Consider the following 19,588-nt stretch of genomic DNA (forward strand, 5'->3'; position numbering starts at 1 on the left):
CCGCTCAGCAGGCCTTGACCGCAACCTAATCACAAGAAAGAAACAGGAACGGATTCTACATCCAAACGGCCCGGATCAAGGGGCTGGGTCATGGTCTCGAAGGCTAGCGCTTGGGCGACTCTGCACTTTTGACATCCATGCCTGCGTCGCCTGATTGTCGGCAGGAACCGGCATTTTAACGATTCGTGCAAAATCGCAGAAAACAAAGCCCGTTATGTCCGCCATGCTGAAGCTGTCTCCGGCAAGCCAGTCACTGTCCTGAAGGCGGGTTTCGAGTGTGGTGAAAAACAACCCAAGACGTTTTAGCCCGCGCTCTGCAAGGGCCGGTATTTGCTCAAAGTCCACGGCACCCGGCAACGCGCGTCCTTTGAGGGCAGGGGAGCCATTGCGCAGGGCTTCGGCAATCGCCATGCCGCCATGTGATTCGCAAATGGCATTCCACATCAAAATGGCAGCCTTTTCATCTGCGGTGTCCCCCATGAGCGCTGGCGTGGGGTGTAACGCTTCCAAATAGGCGGCAATGGCGATGTTTTCGGTGAGACTCTGACCTGTTTCGGTGATCAGCACCGGCACCGTACCATAAGGATTGAGTTGCAGAAAATCCGGCTGCCGATGGCCGTCGTTGCGCAGGTCCACCTGGCGGGTTTCAATGCGCAGACCTTTCTCTGCGATAAACATGCGAGCGCGGCGCGGGCTTGGGGCAGTGGCGCAGTCATAAAAAATCATCTGGTCCTCCTGTTTGAACCAGATGACCTTCCCGTCTGACGTTCTGTCAACGCCAGCAGGGCACCGTCGACGTCAGGTCAGAAGGGAATGTCATTGGCCTTGCTGAGGAAGCGCGCGACCAGCTTTTTCTCTCCGGCTTTGTCAAAGCCTACAGAGAGCTTTTCCCCCTCAATGGCGAGCACATTTCCATAGCCAAACTTTTGATGGAAGACGCGTTCACCCACCATAAAGCTGCTTTCCGCAGTCAGGTTGATCGCGGATGAAGCGCTCTCTTTGGGCTGGCTGGTGCCATATTGGCCCGCGCGGGATTGCATGCGTTTCCAGCCCGGAGAGTTGTAGGCATCGGCCCGCATGGCAGACTGCTCAAGGCCGGACTGGCCAAAGCTGCCGCCAAAGTCCCGTGATCCACCGCCATGTCCATAGAGCCCCGGAGGCGTGAGGACCTCGACGTTTTCCTCAGAGAGCTCATCAATGAAGCGAGACGGAAGCTGGCTTTGCCATTGTCCAAACACGCGGCGGTTTCCTGCAAACGAGATGGTGCAGATTTCTTCGGCGCGGGTGATTCCCACATAAGCCAGCCGCCGCTCTTCTTCGAGGCCCTTGAGGCCGCTCTCATCCATGCTGCGCTGACTTGGAAACAGGCCGTCCTCCCAGCCGGGTAAAAATACCGCTGGAAATTCAAGCCCTTTGGCTGCGTGCAATGTCATGATGGAGATCTTCTGTTCCGCGTCTTCGCTTTCATTGTCCATGATCAGGCTGACGTGTTCGAGAAACCCTTGAAGATTGTCAAAGCTTTCCAGTGCCTTGACCAGTTCTTTCAGGTTCTCCAGACGCCCCGGCGCCTCTGGCGTTTTGTCGTTCTGCCACATGGCGGTGTAGCCGGATTCATCCAAGATCACTTGCGCAAGTTCTACGTGGTTGAGCTCCGGCGCGCTCTCTTGGAGGCGCATCGCAGTCTGTGTGGCGCCGTCATCGATCACAGCATCATCGTCTAATGGGACTTCTACAATTGGCGCCGTGCCTTGTTTGCGCCAGCGGTCCAGCCCATCCAGAAGGGTTGCAAGCTCTTTGGCCCCCTTGCCGCCAATGCCTTTTTCTTCGAGTAGAATGCGCGCGCCCTCTACGAGGCTCACACGATTGGCGCGTGCGCAGGTTTGAATTTTCTGCTGCGCGACATTTCCCAATCCGCGTTTGGGGGTGTTTACAATCCGTTCAAAGGCCAGATCGTCGTCCGGGCTGACCACCAGCCGGAAATAGGCCATGGCATCGCGGATTTCCAAACGCTCATAAAAGCGTGGTCCCCCGATGACGCGATAGGGCAGGCCAATGGTCAGAAAGCGGTCTTCAAAGGCGCGCATCTGATGGGATGCGCGCACAAGAATCGCCATGTCTTCGAGTGATTTGGGAGCAAGGCCGCGTGTGCCTCGCTGCATGGCTTCGACCTCTTCACCGATCCAGCGCGCTTCTTCTTCACCGTCCCAATGGCCAATAAGGCGCACCTTGTCGCCCATATCCGCTTCGGTCCAAAGCTCTTTGCCAAGGCGGTTTTTATTGCCACGAATAACGCTGGAGGCGGCGGCGAGAATGTTGCCGGTAGAGCGATAATTCTGTTCCAATCGCACCACATGCGCGCCGGGGAAATCCTTTTCAAACCGAAGGATGTTGCCCACTTCGGCGCCGCGCCAGCCGTAGATCGACTGATCATCATCCCCAACGCAGCAGATGTTTTTGTGGGCTGAGGCCAGCAGGCGCAGCCAGAGATATTGTGCGACGTTGGTGTCCTGGTATTCGTCCACAAGGATGTAGCGGAACCAGCGTTGATAGTTGGCCAGAATGTCCGGATTGTCCTGAAAGATGGTGACCATGTGCAAAAGCAGATCGCCAAAATCCACGGCGTTCAACTCTTTCAGGCGGGTTTGATATTGGGCGTATAGGGTGCCGCCCATGTTGTTGTAGGCACCCGCGTCAGCAGAGGGCAGCTTCTCTGGCGTCAGGGCGCGGTTTTTCCAGCCGTCAATAAGCGAGGCCAATTGCCGCGCGGGCCAGCGTTTGTCGTCGATATTGGCGGCGGCAACCAATTGTTTCAGAAGGCGTAGCTGGTCATCTGTATCGAGAATCGTGAAGTTGCTTTTCAGTCCGACCAGTTCGGCGTGACGACGCAGCATTTTTGCAGATATCGAATGGAAGGTGCCCATCCATCTAATAGGCTCTTGCATGTCATACGGCGTATTTTGCAACCGAACTTGCATTTCCTTAGCGGCTTTGTTGGTGAAGGTTACTGCAAGGATTTGACTTGCGTTCGCCCGATGGCAGGTAATCAAGTGCGCCACCCGTGCCATCAGAGCCCTAGTTTTCCCTGTACCTGCGCCCGCAAGCATCAACACTGGCCCGTCCAATTGTTGAACGGCCTCAAGTTGGGCGGGGTTCAAGCCATCTAAGTACTTTCGGTTGCCTTGATCACTTTGGTGATCGCGCGCCATCATGGCTCGCGCCGACAGGGAAGCGCCTTCGAAGGCGTCGAATTCGTCAAAACTGCTCATGGGGGGCAACTTATCGGAAAGCTTTCTCAGGCAAAAGCCTGTTCTTCTTATGTTCTGGCTGGGGTTGTGCAATAGGTATTTGCGTCGACTGGACATTTGTAACCAAAGGGAGGACGGTCCGGCCATGGATCTTCATGCCCAATATCCCGCCTTGTCCGATCTGCGCCGCCGCGCGCAGAAGCGTATTCCCAAATTTGTCTGGGAATATTTAGATAGCGCCACAGGCGAAGAGCGCACCAAGGCACGCAATCGCGCGGCTTTGGATGCGGTGCTCTTTAAGCCCTCGATCTTACATGGGGAATTGGACGTTGATCTTTCGGCATCGCTGTTTGGGCAGCGGTTTGCCTTGCCTGTCGGCGTCGCCCCGGTTGGCATGTCTGGCCTGATCTGGCCGCATGCGGAACAAAAGCTTGCTGCTGCGGCGGCCAATGCGAATATTCCCTATTGTCTGTCCACGGTTGCGACGCAGACACCCGAAGATTTGGCACCACATATCGGGGAGCATGCGTGGTTTCAGCTCTATCCACCGCGTGACGAAGATATTCGCAAAGATGTGTTGAAGTGCGCCAAGTCGGCCGGGTTTTCCACATTGGTCCTGACAGCGGATGTGCCGGTTGCCAGTCGACGCGAACGCCAGGTGCGCTCTGGTCTCACCACGCCCCCCAAATTGACGCCAAGGTTGCTGGCGCAGGTCGCGATGCGCCCACATTGGGCGGCAGGCATCGCGCGGGTTGGCATGCCGAGAATGCGGCTGATCGACCAATATGCATCAAATATGACCGGTATGAGCTCTACGGCCCACGCAGGCTACTTGCTGCGCACCTCGCCAGATTGGGACTATGTGTCTTGGCTCAGAGACAATTGGCAGGGAAATTTTGTTGTCAAAGGCGTGATGCGCAGTGCGGATGCAGCGCGGCTGCAAAAACAGGGCGTCGATGCCATTTGGGTGTCCAATCACGCTGGGCGTCAATTTGATGCTGCACCTGCAACCATTGATGTTTTGCCAGAGATCCGTGCGGCCTGTGATCTGCCGGTCATCGTCGATAGTGGCTTTGAAACGGGTTTGGATATCTTGCGCGCCCGCGCCATGGGGGCCGATTTTGTCTTCCTTGGGCGGGGGTTCCACTATGCGCTGGCCGCATTGGGAGCGAAAGGTCCGGCGCATCTTCTGGAGATTCTTGCAAAGGATTTGGAGGCAAATCTGGGGCAGCTTGGTCTGCGCCACTATGATGGCTTGGCGGATATTCTCCTCTGAAATTCCGTCCTGTGTCGCAGGTGCAGAAAGAATTGACGGTATCGGATCCAAATTCGAGAGCAAATCCTTTCATAAATCTTACATCTTTACGCAGTCCTTGGTATTGCGCGGCAAGGCTCGCGCGGTCTAAGGCCGTTACGAACACTCGGACAGACACCAGCGAGGGGGAGCCTGCCCATGCCTGAATTTTCGAAAATCCTAATTGCCAACCGTGGCGAAATTGCGATCCGTGTGATGCGCGCTGCCAATGAGATGGGCAAGAAGACCGTGGCGGTCTTCGCAGAGGAAGACAAACTTGGACTGCACCGTTTTAAAGCGGATGAAGCCTATCGTATTGGCGAAGGAATGGGCCCGGTTGCCGCATATCTGAGCATCGATGAGATCATCCGTGTGGCCAAAGAATGTGGCGCGGATGCGATCCACCCCGGCTATGGTCTTTTGTCGGAAAATCCCGATTTTGTGGACGCCTGTGCTGCCAATGGCATCACTTTTATTGGGCCGAAGGCGCAAACCATGCGTGCGCTTGGCGACAAGGCCTCTGCCCGCAAAGTGGCGATTGAAGCTGGTGTGCCTGTGATCCCAGCGACTGAAGTGCTTGGCGATGACATGGACGCCATCAAAAAAGACGCGGCTGAAATTGGCTATCCTTTGATGCTCAAGGCGTCTTGGGGCGGCGGCGGGCGTGGCATGCGTCCGATCCTTGGCGAAGACGAACTGGAAGAGAAGGTTCTGGAAGGGCGTCGTGAAGCGGAGGCTGCGTTTGGAAACGGTGAAGGTTATCTGGAAAAGATGATCACCCGCGCGCGTCACGTCGAAGTGCAAATTCTTGGAGATACCAAGGGTAATATCTACCATCTCTATGAGCGTGACTGTTCGGTGCAGCGTCGCAACCAGAAAGTTGTGGAACGCGCTCCTGCCCCATATCTTTCCGAAGCACAGCGTGAAGAGCTGTGTGAGCTGGGCCGTCGCATTTGTGCGCATGTAAACTACGAATGCGCAGGTACCGTCGAATTCCTGATGGATATGAACACCGGTAAGTTCTACTTCATCGAAGTCAACCCGCGCGTCCAGGTAGAGCACACAGTGACCGAAGAGGTCACAGGCATTGATATCGTTCAGGCGCAGATTTTGATCGCAGAAGGCAAGTCTCTGGCGGAAGCCACCGGTAAGTCTACGCAATATGATATTCGTCTGAATGGTCATGCGTTGCAAACCCGTGTGACCACGGAGGATCCGCAGAACAATTTCATTCCAGACTACGGCCGGATCACGGCCTATCGTTCTGCCACTGGTATGGGCATTCGTCTGGATGGAGGCACCGCTTACGCTGGTGGGGTCATCACGCGCTACTATGATTCTCTCCTGACCAAGGTGACTGCTTGGGCTCCAACGCCAGAAAAGGCGATTGCACGGATGGATCGGGCGCTGCGCGAATTCCGTGTGCGGGGTGTTTCGACCAACATTGCGTTTGTGGAAAATCTGCTGAAGCACCCGACGTTCCTGAACAATCAATACACGACCAAGTTCATTGACGAGACCCCGGATCTGTTCCGTTTTGCAAAGCGGCGTGACCGGGGTACCAAGGTGCTGACCTATATCGCGGATATCTCTGTCAACGGGCATCCGGAAACAACGGACCGCCCAATGCCTGCGGCAGACCTGAAGGCTCCGATGCCGCCCGCCAAGCATGGCGACATCACCCCGGGGACGCGCAACTTGCTCGAGGAGCAGGGCGCGCAGGCCGTGGCGGATTGGATGAAGGCGCAGAAGAAACTGTTGCTAACCGATACGACGATGCGCGACGGGCACCAATCGCTTCTGGCGACGCGCATGCGCTCTATCGACATGATCAAAGTGGCGCCAAGCTACGCCGCCAACCTTCCAGAGCTCTTCTCCGTTGAGTGCTGGGGGGGAGCCACCTTTGATGTGGCCTATCGCTTCTTGCAGGAATGCCCTTGGCAGCGTCTGCGTGATTTGCGCGTCGCGATGCCGAATGTGTTGACACAGATGCTTCTGCGGGCCTCAAACGGTGTGGGCTATACCAACTACCCAGACAACGTGGTGCAGGCCTTTGTGAAGCAGGCAGCAACCACGGGTGTGGATGTTTTCCGCGTGTTTGACAGCCTGAACTGGGTTGAAAACATGCGCGTCGCGATGGATGCGGTAGTTGAGAGCGGCAAAATCTGTGAAGGTACCATCTGTTACACGGGGGACATTCTGGATCCGAACCGGGCCAAATATGACATTGGCTACTATGTTGATATGGCTAAAGAGCTTGAGACCGCTGGTGCGCATGTGCTCGGCCTTAAAGATATGGCTGGTTTGCTGAAGCCTGCTTCTGCGCGGGTCTTGGTCAAGGCATTGAAAGAAGAGGTCGGCCTGCCGATTCACTTCCACACGCATGACACATCGGGCATTGCCGGTGCGACGATTCTCGCCGCAGCGGATGCCGGTGTAGATGCGGTTGATGCGGCCATGGACGCTTTCTCTGGTGGGACGTCTCAGCCATGTCTTGGATCTATTGTGGAAGCCACCCGCAATACGGATCGCGACACCGGTATCGATATCAAGTCTGTGCGGGAAATCAGTGATTACTGGGAAGGGGTACGTGCACAATACACGGCCTTTGAAAGTGGTCTCGCAGCACCCGCGTCTGAGGTTTATCTGCATGAAATGCCCGGCGGGCAATTCACCAACCTCAAGGCACAGGCGCGTAGCCTGGGGCTGGAAGAGCGTTGGCATGAGGTTGCGCAGACCTATGCGGATGTGAACCAGATGTTTGGTGACATCGTCAAAGTTACCCCTTCTTCAAAGGTGGTTGGGGATATGGCGCTGATGATGGTGAGCCAAGGCTTGACGCGTGAGGAGGTCGAAGATCCCAGCAAAGAGTTGGCGTTCCCGGACTCCGTGGTCGACATGATGCGCGGCAACTTGGGGCAACCACATGGCGGCTTCCCGTCCAAGATCATCGACAAAGTTCTGAAAGGTGAAAAGCCGAACACAGAGCGCCCGGGTAAGCACCTCAAGGCGATTGATCTGGAAGACACCCGCGCGGAGCTTTCCGCTTTGCTCGAGGGCTTCAAAGTTGATGATGAAGATCTGAATGGCTATCTCATGTATCCTAAGGTCTTCCTCGACTACATGGGACGTCACCGCCAATATGGTCCTGTTCGAGCGCTCCCAACACGTACATTCTTCTATGGAATGGAGCCAGGCGAGGAAATCACCGCTGAAATCGATCCAGGCAAGACGTTGGAAATACGGCTACAGGCGATTGGTGAAACGGATGAGAATGGTGAAGTTAAAGTTTTCTTTGAGCTCAACGGCCAGCCACGTGTGATCCGAGTGCCAAATCGTCTGGTAAAGTCTGCAACGGCATCACGCCCCAAAGCGGAAGCTGGCAATGCCAACCACATCGGTGCGCCAATGCCTGGTGTTGTGGCTTCGGTAGCGGTCAGTGCAGGTGCTGAAGTCAAAGAAGGTGATCTGCTGCTCACGATTGAGGCGATGAAAATGGAAACGGGCATCCACGCAGAGCGTGATGCGGTTGTAAAAGCCGTCCATATCGCCCCGGGAGGTCAGATCGACGCCAAAGATCTGTTGGTCGAGTTAGAGTGACATCGACATCTTCGCGCACAGAAAAAAGCCCCCGCATCTGCATGATGTGGGGGCTTTATATGCTTACTCGCTTGGTGCGGCTTCCTCAGCGGGCTCTTCTGCGACCGGCGCTGGGGCCAGCGATGCGAGATAGGCAACGACATCTTCGCCGCCTTTTTTCAGCTTGAAGGACATTTTGGACTTGGTGGCATACCCGTTGTCCTTCAGCCATGCTTTGGGGTCCACCACATAGGCGGCAAGCATGTCTTCTGTCCAGACGGCGCCGGCTTCGTTCGCTTCCAGCAGTCCTGCGCCATATTTGAAGTCCTCAGACCCAACGGCGCGTCCGACAACACCATAGAGATTGGGGCCGGTTTTGCCGCCTTTGTAGAGTACGTCTCCCTCCGGGTTAACGATGGAGTGGCAGGCTTTGCATTTCTTGAAGCCTTTTTCGCCAGCTTCGACATCAGCTTCTGCAAGAAGTGGCGAGGCTGCCAAAACGGCGGCCATTGCTGCTGCTGCAACTTTCATGTGAGTTTCCTCGTATTAGATTTCTACGATGCGCATTCCGCGCTCATACACTTAGGCAAAGATGGGGAATGCACAAATCAAAACAACTCAAACGGGGCCTTGATGCGCCTTCCGCGACGATCGGGCGCGGATACACAAGCAGGGCATCGCGCGGGCAGGGAGGTCAGAACTTCAGCCGGAGGCGCAGGGCTGCCTTGGTGTTTTCCAGAAGGCTGCCACGTGATTCACTTGTGTCGGTGTTCTGAAAGACCTCAAAGTTGAGCGCTACCCCATCTTCGATCGGGCGCTCCACACCAAAACCAACCACCGCAGAGCTACCGGAAGCTCTTGCGACGCTATTGGCTTCGGAAGTTCCTGTGCCGGTGAAGAGGCCGTACACCGATCCATTCTCTATATCAAAGCGAATGACATCGCGAATTGAACGTCTATTGGCTGTGTCGGTTGAAGGCAGTTGGGACACTTCCTGCGCATCCTTTTGTGGCGGGTGGATGAGGGTGCCAAGCCCCGCAAGTAGACCTTTGTCCTCTGTGAAGGCTTTGCGCAAAAAGCTCTGTTTGGCGTCCGTCTTTTGTTCCGCGTGTGCAAAATGACCAACACTCCCGGTTAGGGCCAAGATCATGCAGATCGTTGAGGTCTTCAGAGTGCGCATGGACTATCCGCCTTTCACAGTGTCGTGCATTTCAGATATCATTCAGAAGCCGTCAGACACGCAAAGTAGGCGCGCGTGTGCTTGATGCTAGCAAACGCGGAGTTAATTTTGTCTTGCGTAGGGTGCGTTTTCTTCTGAGAGAGGCGCGGACGTCAGTTAGGAAGCCGACGGAGATTGGCTCTCAAAGACCTGCTCAAAACTACGCTTGAGGGCGACGTCAACGTCTTCTAGGGAGACAGGTAGTCCAAGGTCCACAAGGGACGTCACGCCGTGTTCTGAGATGCCACAGGGCACAATTCCCTCGAAGTGGGAAAGATCCGGTTCCACATTGATCGAGATGCCGTGGAAGCTGATCCATTTTTTCAGCCGGATACCAATTGCGGCGATCTTATCTTCGGCGTTGTGACCATTGGCTTGCAAGGGTTTGTCATCGCGCTCGATCCACACGCCAACGCGTCCCGGCTTGATCTCGCCTTTTAGGTTGAAATCGGCGAGTGTCTCGATAACCCATGTTTCGAGATTTTCGACAAACTTTCGGATATCCCGCCCACGAGTGTTCAGATTCAGCATGATATAAACCACGCGCTGTCCTGGTCCATGATAGGTATATTGCCCGCCGCGTCTGGCTTCAAAAACAGGAAAGCGTTCGGGATCGGTCAGATCCTCGCGCTTTGCGGATGTGCCTGCCGTGTAGAGTGGGGGGTGTTCCAGAAGCCAGATACACTCATCTGCACGCCCTTCGTGAATGTCTCGGACCCGCTGCTCCATAAACGCCAAGGCGACATCGTATGCGACTTGATCGTTGCTGTGAATCCATTCAACCATAGGCCACCCGTCTGCTTTCCGTGCCCATTTATCTAAGCCTGCTTTACAGGGTGTTCAATCGCTGTGTTTGTGTCGATGGGGTTAATAGTCTGGTGAAGAAGAGGGGCAGAGCCTGATGCAATCAGAAAAATTTTCAAAACAGGTCTTTTGGGGCTTCACATCCTCGCCAGCTCTCGGTATTAGCCCCTCACCCACCAGGGCAAGTGCGGTCGTGGCGGAATTGGTAGACGCGCAGCGTTGAGGTCGCTGTTCTTTAACCGGAGTGGAAGTTCGAGTCTTCTCGACCGCACCATTTTACATTTTGATGTGAAATGTTCTAAAAAATTAAAGATTACAGACACTTGTGGGGTTCGATAGCCGTTTTGGCGGTCGTATGCCAATGGTGCTTTGAAAGCTGTTTTCAGGATGGTTTTGCGCACTTCCAGTGACCTCTTTTCGTAGATATTCCAAGGGCTTGAGAGGAAGACTCTCAATAGTTCGATAATTTCGCCGAGTGTGCTCTTCGGTTTTGTGTTTTGGGATAGCTTGTCAGTCAGTAAAAGCTTGTCCTCTTCCAGCTTCGCAATCTTGGTTTCGAGCGCAGCCATAACCTTTGGATTCGTGGTTTCGACCATACGCTCGACAAGCGCGTCTTGCTGTTTATCCAATTCTTTGTGCTGGCGTTTGATTTCAGCTTTGGCTTGCTTGGCCTAATCGCCGCGTTGATCCCATGCGTGTTTCAGCATCGACAACGATCTACGCTGCTTCAACGCGCCATTGTAAGTCGACCAGTTCGTGGTCTTGTGCTTCGCGGGGACCCAACTGCTCATGCCGCCCAGCTATCACACTGGCTTCAAACAGTGAATCCCTGAACCGATTTGTGCAACAAGGCCAAGGCAAGTGCTTGAAAGTCAAAGTGTGCTGTCTGAGCTGCCACACTAGCGTATAATCACGTTTGCGAAAGGCGGGCGGGGCTGAGCCCTTGAGGTGCTAGTATTGTGCCAATCATGGCGGAGGAGGTGGGATTCGAACCCACGGAGGGCGTTAACCCTCGTCGGTTTTCAAGACCGGTGCATTCGACCACTCTGCCACTCCTCCGACAGAGCTTCACTAAATTGCAAATTACACAGGTTCAAGTGAAAAACCCGTGCAATTTTTTGCGCAGAGGCACAGGCGGACTTTCCTTGCGCAAGAGTGCAGGGTAGAGTTTGCGCAAAACAAAGCTGGCAAAGCGCGAAATCGCAAAAGGACCAGCACCAAACATACGCAATACATTCGCGTAACGACGAGCAGGCAAAGGGACCCGAATGACATTTTTTTCAGGCGTAATGGGAATCCACTCACACCGCAAACTTCTGGCTGTCACACTGGCCGCTTCTGCGGCGCTGTCAGCGTGCTCGGATGTATCAAATCCCTTTGCTTCAAATGGATCAGGGCCTGTTGAACAAGAGGTCGGAACGGCGGGGCAGACGACGAAATTGGTGGAGCGCGATGTGGAGGCACCAGAGGTCTTCTCTACGTCAGAGTCGGGGCTTTGGGACGGTCGCCCTTCCCTGGGCGGCGTGTGGGCCGCGCATCCAGATGTCAATGATCCGGAGCGCGTTATCATCCGCAACCAATCCAATGGTAAATTCGTGATTGGTGCACTTTTCCGACGGGAACGGGACATCCCCGGTCCCCGCATTCAAGTTTCTTCTGACGCAGCTGCTGCACTGGGTATGATCGCAGGACAACCCGTCGCGCTCAACGTCACAGCCTTGCGGCGAGAAGCTGTTGCCGAAGAAACGCCAGAAGCCCCCGACGCCACAGCCGAGGATGTATCACCAAGCGCTGTTGAAGAAGCCCCGCTTGAGCCGATCGCCGCTGCTTCGGCCGCCATCGCTGCAGCCGAAGCGTCTGCAACGACAGCCGCAAAATCTGAAGTTGCCCCCAAGCCCATGTCGTCTTCGTTGACAAAGCCTTACGTGCAGATTGGTATCTTCTCGGTAGAAGCCAATGCGAAACGCGCTGCGTCGCAAATGTCCGGGGCCGGACTGACGCCACTCATTCGCAAGACCACATCAGGTGACAAACAGTTCTGGCGTGTGCTGGTCGGTCCGGCCAGCAGCAAATCTGAGTTAAAATCCATGACAGACAAAGTTCATGGCATTGGCTTCACCGACGCCTACGCGGTAACGAATTGACGGAGAGACCTCGATGCACAAGCCCTTTCTGAAAGCTATGCTGACAACTCTATGTGGCGTGGTGTTTGCCGTACAGGCTGCGGCCTTTGAGACCAAAGCAAAAGCTGCCTTTGTGATGGACCAGACAACGGGCACGGTTTTGATGGCCAAAAACGCCGATGATGCCTTACCGCCAGCGTCCATGTCCAAATTGATGACACTTTACATGGCTTTTGAAGCTGTCAGGGATGGCCGCTTGTCCATGAGTGAAACATTGCCGGTGTCCCAACACGCCATGAACTATGGTGGTTCCACGATGTTTCTGGACACGACCGATCGTGTGAAAGTCGAAGACCTTTTACGCGGCGTGATTGTTTTGTCCGGCAACGATGCCTGTGCTGTTTTGGCGGAAACGCTCAGCCCAGACGGCACAGAAGCAGGCTTCGCGCGCCAAATGACACGCCGCGCCCGTCAGATGGGCATGACCAATTCAACCTTTGTAAATTCAAATGGCTGGCCCGCTTCAGGCCACCGAATGAGCATGCGTGATCTGGTTCTGCTTGCAAATCGGTTGATTACCGATTTTCCTGAGTTCTACCCGATGTTCTCTGAGACCGAGTTCCCGTTTGATGGACGGGCACCACAGAACACTCAGAACCGGAATCCATTGCTGCGGCTGGACATTGGTGCAGATGGGTTAAAAACCGGCCACACGCAAGAAGCGGGCTATGGGCTGGTCGGATCTGCCAAGCAGGGCCCGCGTCGGGTGATTTTTGCCTTCTCAGGATTGGATAGCGCGAAGGATCGCGCAGAAGTCTCAGAACAGATCGTAAACTGGGCTTTCCGCCAGTTTTCCGAAACCACTTTGGTTCGGGAGGGGGAGCGTGTCGCACAAGCGGATGTATGGATGGGGAAAACTCCCAAAGTGGGTCTTGTCCCTGCCCAAGATCTTGAAATTTTGCTTCCAGTCTTGTCTCGCAGTGCCGTCAAGGGGGAAGTGATTTTCAACGGCCCGATCGAAGCCCCCATCACCAAAGGCATGCCCTTGGCGGAGCTAGTGCTGTCCCCAGATGATCTGCCTGAAATGCGTATTCCCTTGGTCGCGGAGACTGATGTTCCTGAGGGGGGCTTCATGGTGAGGTTGCGGACAGCAACCAGCCTTTTGATTTCTCAGTTTGGTCCTCAAGCCGAAGGTGCCTCGTGACCCAAGGCCGTTTTATTTCCTTCGAGGGCATTGATGGTTCTGGCAAATCCACACAGGCAGCGCTGTTGGCGGATCAACTGCGTGATTTGGGACATGATGTGATTTTAACCCGCGAACCCGGAGGATCGGTCGGGGCTGAGGAAATTCGCAGCCTTGTTCTGGAAGGTGACCCGGATCGTTGGTCTGCAGAAACTGAGATTTTGCTGTTTACCGCGGCGCGACGTGATCACTTAGAGCGTACAATTTTGCCAGCGCTTGCTGCTGGGAAAACCGTAATCTGCGACCGCTTTGCAGATAGCACTCGCATGTATCAGGGTCTCTCCAGAGGAGATCTGCGTTCACTTGTGGATCAGTTGCACAGCCTGATGATCGGGCGAGAACCGGATTTGACTGTACTGATTGACATGGATCCCTCTGTCGGGCTGGCCCGCGCCAAGTCCCGCCAAACCAGTGAAGAACGCTTTGAAGATTTTGGAGTAGGCCTGCAACAGCAGATGCGCCAAGGTTTCCTTCGTCTTTCAAAAGAATTTCCCGAGCGGTTTGTTGTTATCAATGGCGTTGACGACAAGGAGGCTGTGGCGGGCGATGTGCTTTCCGCCGTCACGCCGCATCTTCAAAAAGGTCTGAACGCGTGAGCGCAGATCCTCAACATGAACCTGATCGCGTAGAAGGCGCACCGCATCCGCGAGAAACAGACCATCTTTACGGTCAGGCGGGTGCTGAGGAAGACTTCCTTACCGCGTTCAACTTCAATCGTCTGCATCATGGATGGTTGATTTCCGGGCCAATGGGGGTTGGAAAAGCAACGCTGGCATGGCGTATTGCTCGCTTCCTGCTCAGCCAACCGGCAGAAGGGGGTGGTGGGATGTTCGCCACTGAACCCCTTGAGCACACATCACTCAACGTAGACCCGGAACACCCTGTTGCACACCGCATTCGCGCGTTGTCCGAACCGGGTGTATTCTTGTTGAGACGTGGCTTTGCCGGCAGCACGGACAGTGCACGAGAAAAGTCGCGACAAGAAGGCAAATTTGCTGCCGAGATCCGCGTGAACGAAGTACGTGAGCTCAGTAGCTTCCTACATATGTCCATGGCTGACGGCGGACGCCGTGTGGTTATTGTGGACAGTGCTGACGAGATGAACGTAAACGCCGCAAATGCTTTGCTCAAAATGCTTGAGGAGCCGCCTGCGCGAACGATCATGCTGTTGATTTCACATCAACCCTCAAGGCTCTTGCCTACTATTCGGTCGAGGTGCCGGGAGCTGCGTCTGCACCCTCTCTCTCCAGACGATATGCATCTTGCGCTACAGCAAGCAGGCTTTGAAGCAGGTGAGAGCCCAGCTCTTTCCGAAATGGCGGGAGGATCTGTTGGCGAGGCTTTGCGGATCCTACAACAGGACGGGCTGCCACTTTATGCCGAGTTGCTCAATCTGTTCGCGGGGCCGCGTGGATTTGATCGTGCCAAGGCGTTGAACCTGGTGAACTCTCTTGGCACCAAAGGTGCTGAAGCTCGCTTTGAAATGTTATTGACGGTTATCGACCTTTTCCTGACACGTCTCGCACGCACAGGTGCATTGGGCCATCCGCCGCCAGTGGAAATTGTCCCTCATGAGGCCGAGACTTTGATGCGACTGGCCCCCTCTGCGCATAAAGCGCGCGCATGGGCGCAAGCTGCTCAGGAGATTACAGACAGAACGCGCCACGGCAAGGCCGTGAACCTTGACCCGGCCTCTTTGGTGCTGGATACGGTGTTCAAGATACACCAAACAGCGGCTGCCTGAACCTTGTCAAACGTCCCACCCATTACCGATAGCCATTGCCACCTGGATTTCCCCGATTTCGAAGGCCAACTGCCTGAGATTATTGCACGGGCCGCAGAGGCTGGTGTGACAAGAATGGTCACGATATGCACAAAACTGAAAAATGAGCCATCGGTGCGCGCCATCGCCGAAGCGCATACACCTGTTTTCTATGCGGCCGGAACGCATCCCATGAGCGCGGCAGACGAACCCATGGCAACCGTGGATCAACTGGTGGAAATCGCTCAGCACCCAAAGATGGTCGGGATAGGCGAGACAGGTCTGGATTACCACTACACGGCGGACAGTAAGGCGGTGCAGCAAACGTCGCTGCGAATCCATATTGAAGCTGCGCGTCAAACGGGGCTGCCGCTGATCATTCATAGCCGCGATGCTGATGAAGACATGGCTTCCATTCTCACAGAAGAGCACAAACAAGGCGACTTTTCCTGTGTGATGCACTGCTACAGCTCTGGTCCGGAGCTGGCAAAACGCATGCTGGGTTTGGGCTTTTATCTATCCATGTCGGGCATTGCTGCATTTCCGCGCTCTCAAGACGTGCGAGATATTTTTGCAGCAGCCCCTGTCGAGCGCATATTGTTGGAAACAGACGCACCTTACCTTGCGCCTCCTCCTTATCGCGGCAAACGTAACGAGCCCGCCTATGTGGAGAAAACAGCGCGTATCGGTGCGGAGGTTTTCAATCTCGACTATCCTGCCTTTGCAGCTCAAACACAGGCAAATTTCGAACGCCTGTTCAGCAAAGCAAAACTGAAAGCTGACGCCGCATGACATCACGCCTCACCTTTACGATCCTAGGTTGCGGCAGTTCAGGAGGGGTGCCGCGTATCGGCGGCCTCTGGGGTGAATGTAATCCTGACAACCCAAAAAACAGACGCAGGCGGTGTTCCCTTCTGATTGAAAAGGAAACTAACGCAGGCAAGACCACAGTGTTGGTCGACACGTCGCCGGACATGCGAGAGCAGTTGCTATCGGCAGATGTGGGCGCACTGGATGCTGTCGTCTACACGCATCCTCATGCCGATCACGTGCATGGCATTGATGACCTGCGCATGATCGTTTTCAATATGCGCAAACGTGTGCCAGTCTGGGCGGATGGGGCAACGCAGAACGATCTTTTGTCACGCTTTGGCTATGCCTTTGTGCAACCGTCGGATTCACCATACCCTCCGATCCTAGAGCTACACACAATTGATGAAGATGACTTCGTCATCTCTGGGGCAGGCGGCGATATCACTTTTCAGCCCATCCGCGTGGACCATGGCAGCATTGATGCATTGGCGTTTCGGGTGAATGACGTTGTTTACATGCCTGATGCCGCGAAAATCTATGATGAGTCTTGGCCGAAATTGGCCAATCAGAAGTGCTTTATCGTTGATGCACTGCGTCGTGCCCCGCACCCGACGCATGCGAATTTAGATCAGGCTCTTGAGTGGATCGAAAAACTTGCGCCCGAACAGGCGATTCTGACAAACATGCATATCGATCTGGACTATGACACAGTTGCCGCAGAAACGCCGGATCATGTCGTTCCGGCTTTTGACGGCATGAAGGTGGTCTTCGACTTATAACACCCTCTGTGCGCGCGGAGACATACGCCCATGCAAACGCTGATCTCCGTCATCATGCCAGTTTTTATTTTGATCGGTTTTGGCTATTTGGCAGCTTGGCGAGGCTATTTCAGCCCAACCAATGTCGATGGCCTCATGCGGTTTGCGACGAATTTCGCGGTTCCTGTGCTGCTTTTTCGTGCGATATCAAATTTGGATCTCGCCGCAGAATACAACATGAGCATGATGGGCAGCTTCTATGGCGCTGCCTTCTTGTGCTTTGGAACGGGATTGATTGGCGCCCGGTTTCTGTTTGGACGCGATTGGGAGGACGCCACCGCTATTGGTTTTGTCTGCCTGTTCTCAAATTCGTTGCTTCTTGGCTTGGCAATTATGGAGAGGGCCTATGGCACAGATAGTTTGACTGGAAACTACGCCATTATCTCTATCCATGCGCCATTCTGCTATGGCTTGGGCATAACAACTATGGAAGTCATGCGCGCGCGCCGTACAGCACAGTCTCGCGTCCTGCTCACGGTGCTCAAGGCAATGTTCTCAAACGCGCTGATACTAGGTATTGGTCTTGGATTTGCAGTTAACCTTGGTGGTGTGCCTGTTCCCGAATCAGCGATGCATGCCGTCAACCTTTTGGCCTCGGCTGCTCTTCCTGCAGCATTGTTTGGCATGGGCGGTGTCTTGTATCGATACCGGCCAGAAGGCGACATGCGCACGATTCTATTTTGTTGCGCAGTTTCTCTCGGGTTGCACCCTGCTCTCACCTATGGGTTCGGCTCAATCAACGGCATCGCGACAGAGAGCCTACGATCAGCGGTTGTCACAGCCTCCATGGCGCCAGGCATAAATGCATATCTCTTTGCAAATATGTATGGCAGAGGCATGCGGGTAGCGGCCTCTACCGTCCTGATCGGGACGGCCTTCTCTGTTGTATCGGTCTGGCTGTGGTTGGGGGCTTTGCCTTGATATCACCCAAGGGTGATTTGCCTCTTGCTCTGGTTGTCGTCAAGCATGCAACAACGCTCCAGCCGTAAGGGAAAATCTCGTGACCTCTGATCCTATTCGTGTCGACGTCATATCTGACGTTGTATGTCCTTGGTGCATTGTCGGTTTCCGCCAATTGGAGCAAGCATCCAGAAACGCGGGCATTCAAATTGAGCCCTATTGGCATCCTTTCGAGCTCAATCCCGATATGGTTCCTGAGGGGGAAAACCTAAAAGAGCATATCATGCGGAAATATGGCTCAACGGCAAAACAATCAGAGGACGCTCGCGCACATCTCTCGGCAGTGGGAGCGCAGCTGAACATCACATTTAACTGGACGGAAGAGAGCCGCATCTACAACACCTTTCAAGCGCATCAATTGTTGCATTGGGCCTCCACCATCGGTCAAACACATCGGTTGAAACTTGCATTGTTTGATACCTATTTCACAGACGGACGTGATGTGAGTGACGAGAGTGTCTTGCTAGATGTAGTCGCCACACTTGGATTGGATGTTGCAACAGCACAAGCGGCTTTAGACGGCCAAGCCTATGCGCAAGAGGTCAGAAAGAAACAGTTCTTCTGGACATCGCGCGGTGTCTCTGGCGTTCCAACTATGATTTTCGCCGCCAAACAGGCCACGTCCGGAGCACAGGGCGTCGAGACTTTTACAAGAATTCTCACCGAGATCGCCGGTTCTTAAAAGCGCTATTTGAAGCTAAAATCGCATCTTAGCAACGAGAACCAATAGGATTCTTGCTGAACACAAAACCGCGTGCGATTCCACAGCCTAGCACCAAATCCTATAGCTCAGTTTCGCAGCGTCCTTACGGGTGCTGTTTCTCATTGTGCCATTCTCTCGCACTGAAATGCTCGACGTGAATCCCGCACCCGAAGATCTGAAACTTATCTTCTTTTTCAGTGCCTTAAATCACTCCTTTCAAACGGAGTAGCCTCAGAGCTTTTCAATAATTTTGGCGTCTTAGAACCGAGGGGACAGGGGGTAACGCGGTGTTAAGGCATGTCGCATTACGTTGCTTCAAATCAGCCTGTCCGAAACCGAAATCCAACTGAGCCATGAACACAGAAAACACTTCTCCTCAACCAGACTGCATTGCGCTGCCGCAGCAGCTGGATTTTGCTCACTGCTCTGAACTTCGACTTGCGATCGAAGCCTCTCGCGGTCAGCCACTGGCACTTGATGCGCACCATGTGGAATTCCTCGGCGGAGCTGGAGCAGAATTGCTTTTAGCGACACGCGCGGAATGGGATGCGCGCGGCCTAGCTTTTGAATTGAAACAACCATCCGATGAATTCCTGAAAGGCATGGAGCGGCTCGGCCTGCCCCATGACTGTCTTGTTGAAAGGGGCAACGCATGACAACCAAGATTCTCGCCGTTGATGACTCGCGAACGATGCGCGCGATGATTCAAACCGCTCTCACTGATGCTGGTTTTGACGTTGATCTTGCCGAGGACGGTGTAGACGGGCTCGACAAACTGAGCGGCTCCGATCCAGACCTCGTCATCACTGATATCAACATGCCACGCCTGGATGGTTTCGGCATGATCGAGGGCGTACGTGCCCGCCCTGAGTGCGCTTCGCTGCCTATACTAGTGCTTACCACCGAAAGTGGCGAAGAGCTCAAGCAACGCGCTCGTACTGCTGGCGCGACGGGGTGGATCGTCAAACCCTTTGATGCCGAGAAGCTTGTTGCAATCATTAACCGTCTGGTTGTCTGAAAGGAAC

General features: G+C 54.5%; 16 protein-coding genes, 2 tRNA genes and 1 pseudogene. 13 read left to right on the forward strand and 6 right to left on the reverse strand.

All coding sequences use genetic code 11. The features are described 5' to 3' along the window. Positions 1-75: 75 nt before the first annotated feature. Together SHM7688_RS07820 and SHM7688_RS07825 are read right to left on the reverse strand one after the other, a co-directional pair. On the reverse strand, positions 76-726 hold the full coding sequence (locus tag SHM7688_RS07820; protein ID WP_058239389.1) for a glutathione S-transferase family protein: 651 nt from the start codon (positions 724-726) through the stop codon (positions 76-78). Between the two features lie 77 nt (positions 727-803). Continuing rightward, the gene (locus tag SHM7688_RS07825) at positions 804-3,266 is read right to left on the reverse strand and encodes an ATP-dependent helicase (protein ID WP_058239390.1); all 2,463 of its coding nucleotides are present in this window, start codon (positions 3,264-3,266) and stop codon (positions 804-806) included. A 124-nt stretch (positions 3,267-3,390) separates the two neighbouring features. Between SHM7688_RS07825 and SHM7688_RS07830 the strand changes: the two genes are divergently transcribed. Together SHM7688_RS07830 and SHM7688_RS07835 are read left to right on the forward strand one after the other, a co-directional pair. Then, entirely contained in the window at positions 3,391-4,521 is a 1,131-nt protein-coding gene (locus SHM7688_RS07830) for an alpha-hydroxy acid oxidase (protein ID WP_058239391.1), read from the forward strand. Positions 4,522-4,698: 177 nt separating this feature from the next. Continuing rightward, positions 4,699-8,139: a pyruvate carboxylase gene (locus tag SHM7688_RS07835; RefSeq protein WP_058239392.1), complete on the forward strand. Its 3,441-nt coding sequence runs from the start codon at positions 4,699-4,701 to the stop codon at positions 8,137-8,139. Positions 8,140-8,202: 63 nt separating this feature from the next. Here the strand turns inward: SHM7688_RS07835 and SHM7688_RS07840 are convergent, their stop codons facing one another. The 3 genes and pseudogenes from SHM7688_RS07840 to lipB all read right to left on the reverse strand — a co-directional run. After that, a complete protein-coding gene (locus SHM7688_RS07840) occupies positions 8,203-8,649 on the reverse strand; it encodes a c-type cytochrome (RefSeq protein ID WP_058239393.1) in 447 nt (148 codons plus the stop codon). A gap of 163 nt (positions 8,650-8,812) precedes the next feature. Further along, the gene (locus SHM7688_RS07845; protein WP_058239394.1) at positions 8,813-9,298 is read right to left on the reverse strand and encodes a hypothetical protein; all 486 of its coding nucleotides are present in this window, start codon (positions 9,296-9,298) and stop codon (positions 8,813-8,815) included. A gap of 156 nt (positions 9,299-9,454) precedes the next feature. Then, positions 9,455-10,126 (reverse strand): annotated as a pseudogene (gene lipB / locus SHM7688_RS07850) (lipoyl(octanoyl) transferase LipB); the annotation flags it as partial. Positions 10,127-10,328: 202 nt separating this feature from the next. Here lipB and SHM7688_RS07855 point away from each other — a divergent pair. Continuing rightward, a tRNA-Leu gene (locus SHM7688_RS07855) sits at positions 10,329-10,415 on the forward strand. A gap of 695 nt (positions 10,416-11,110) precedes the next feature. Here SHM7688_RS07855 and SHM7688_RS07860 read toward each other — a convergent pair. Next, positions 11,111-11,200: transfer RNA gene (locus SHM7688_RS07860), tRNA-Ser, on the reverse strand. A 209-nt stretch (positions 11,201-11,409) separates the two neighbouring features. On the opposite strand from SHM7688_RS07860, the gene SHM7688_RS07865 reads away from it, so the two are divergent. The 10 genes from SHM7688_RS07865 to SHM7688_RS07910 all read left to right on the forward strand — a co-directional run bounded on the left by SHM7688_RS07865 (position 11,410) and on the right by SHM7688_RS07910 (position 19,581). Further along, complete coding sequence (locus SHM7688_RS07865; protein WP_058239396.1) at positions 11,410-12,285, forward strand: SPOR domain-containing protein; 876 nt, start codon at positions 11,410-11,412, stop codon at positions 12,283-12,285. 13 nt (positions 12,286-12,298) lie between these two features. Next, positions 12,299-13,468, forward strand: a complete 1,170-nt coding sequence (locus SHM7688_RS07870; protein ID WP_083498990.1) for a D-alanyl-D-alanine carboxypeptidase family protein — start codon at positions 12,299-12,301, stop codon at positions 13,466-13,468. Next, positions 13,465-14,103 (forward strand): dTMP kinase, encoded by a 639-nt coding sequence (tmk, locus tag SHM7688_RS07875; RefSeq protein WP_058239397.1) that lies wholly within the window; start codon positions 13,465-13,467, stop codon positions 14,101-14,103. Before SHM7688_RS07870 ends, tmk begins: the two co-directional genes overlap by 4 nt. Further along, complete coding sequence (locus tag SHM7688_RS07880; RefSeq protein ID WP_058239398.1) at positions 14,100-15,251, forward strand: DNA polymerase III subunit delta'; 1,152 nt, start codon at positions 14,100-14,102, stop codon at positions 15,249-15,251. The genes tmk and SHM7688_RS07880 overlap by 4 nt, the downstream gene beginning before the upstream one ends. Positions 15,252-15,254: 3 nt before the next feature. Then, complete coding sequence (locus SHM7688_RS07885; RefSeq protein WP_058239399.1) at positions 15,255-16,061, forward strand: TatD family hydrolase; 807 nt, start codon at positions 15,255-15,257, stop codon at positions 16,059-16,061. Then, a complete protein-coding gene (locus tag SHM7688_RS07890; RefSeq protein ID WP_058239400.1) occupies positions 16,058-16,861 on the forward strand; it encodes an MBL fold metallo-hydrolase in 804 nt (267 codons plus the stop codon). The genes SHM7688_RS07885 and SHM7688_RS07890 overlap by 4 nt, the downstream gene beginning before the upstream one ends. A gap of 30 nt (positions 16,862-16,891) precedes the next feature. Beyond that, positions 16,892-17,821 (forward strand): AEC family transporter, encoded by a 930-nt coding sequence (locus SHM7688_RS07895; protein WP_058239401.1) that lies wholly within the window; start codon positions 16,892-16,894, stop codon positions 17,819-17,821. A 79-nt stretch (positions 17,822-17,900) separates the two neighbouring features. Further along, positions 17,901-18,542, forward strand: a complete 642-nt coding sequence (locus SHM7688_RS07900) for a DsbA family oxidoreductase (protein WP_058239402.1) — start codon at positions 17,901-17,903, stop codon at positions 18,540-18,542. A 374-nt stretch (positions 18,543-18,916) separates the two neighbouring features. Continuing rightward, on the forward strand, positions 18,917-19,219 hold the full coding sequence (locus tag SHM7688_RS07905; RefSeq protein WP_058239403.1) for an STAS domain-containing protein: 303 nt from the start codon (positions 18,917-18,919) through the stop codon (positions 19,217-19,219). Then, entirely contained in the window at positions 19,216-19,581 is a 366-nt protein-coding gene (locus SHM7688_RS07910; RefSeq protein WP_058239404.1) for a response regulator, read from the forward strand. The genes SHM7688_RS07905 and SHM7688_RS07910 overlap by 4 nt, the downstream gene beginning before the upstream one ends. Positions 19,582-19,588 lie beyond the last annotated feature (7 nt).

This window comes from Shimia marina, from assembly GCF_001458175.1.
Classification (GTDB): Bacteria; Pseudomonadota; Alphaproteobacteria; order Rhodobacterales; family Rhodobacteraceae; genus Shimia; species Shimia marina.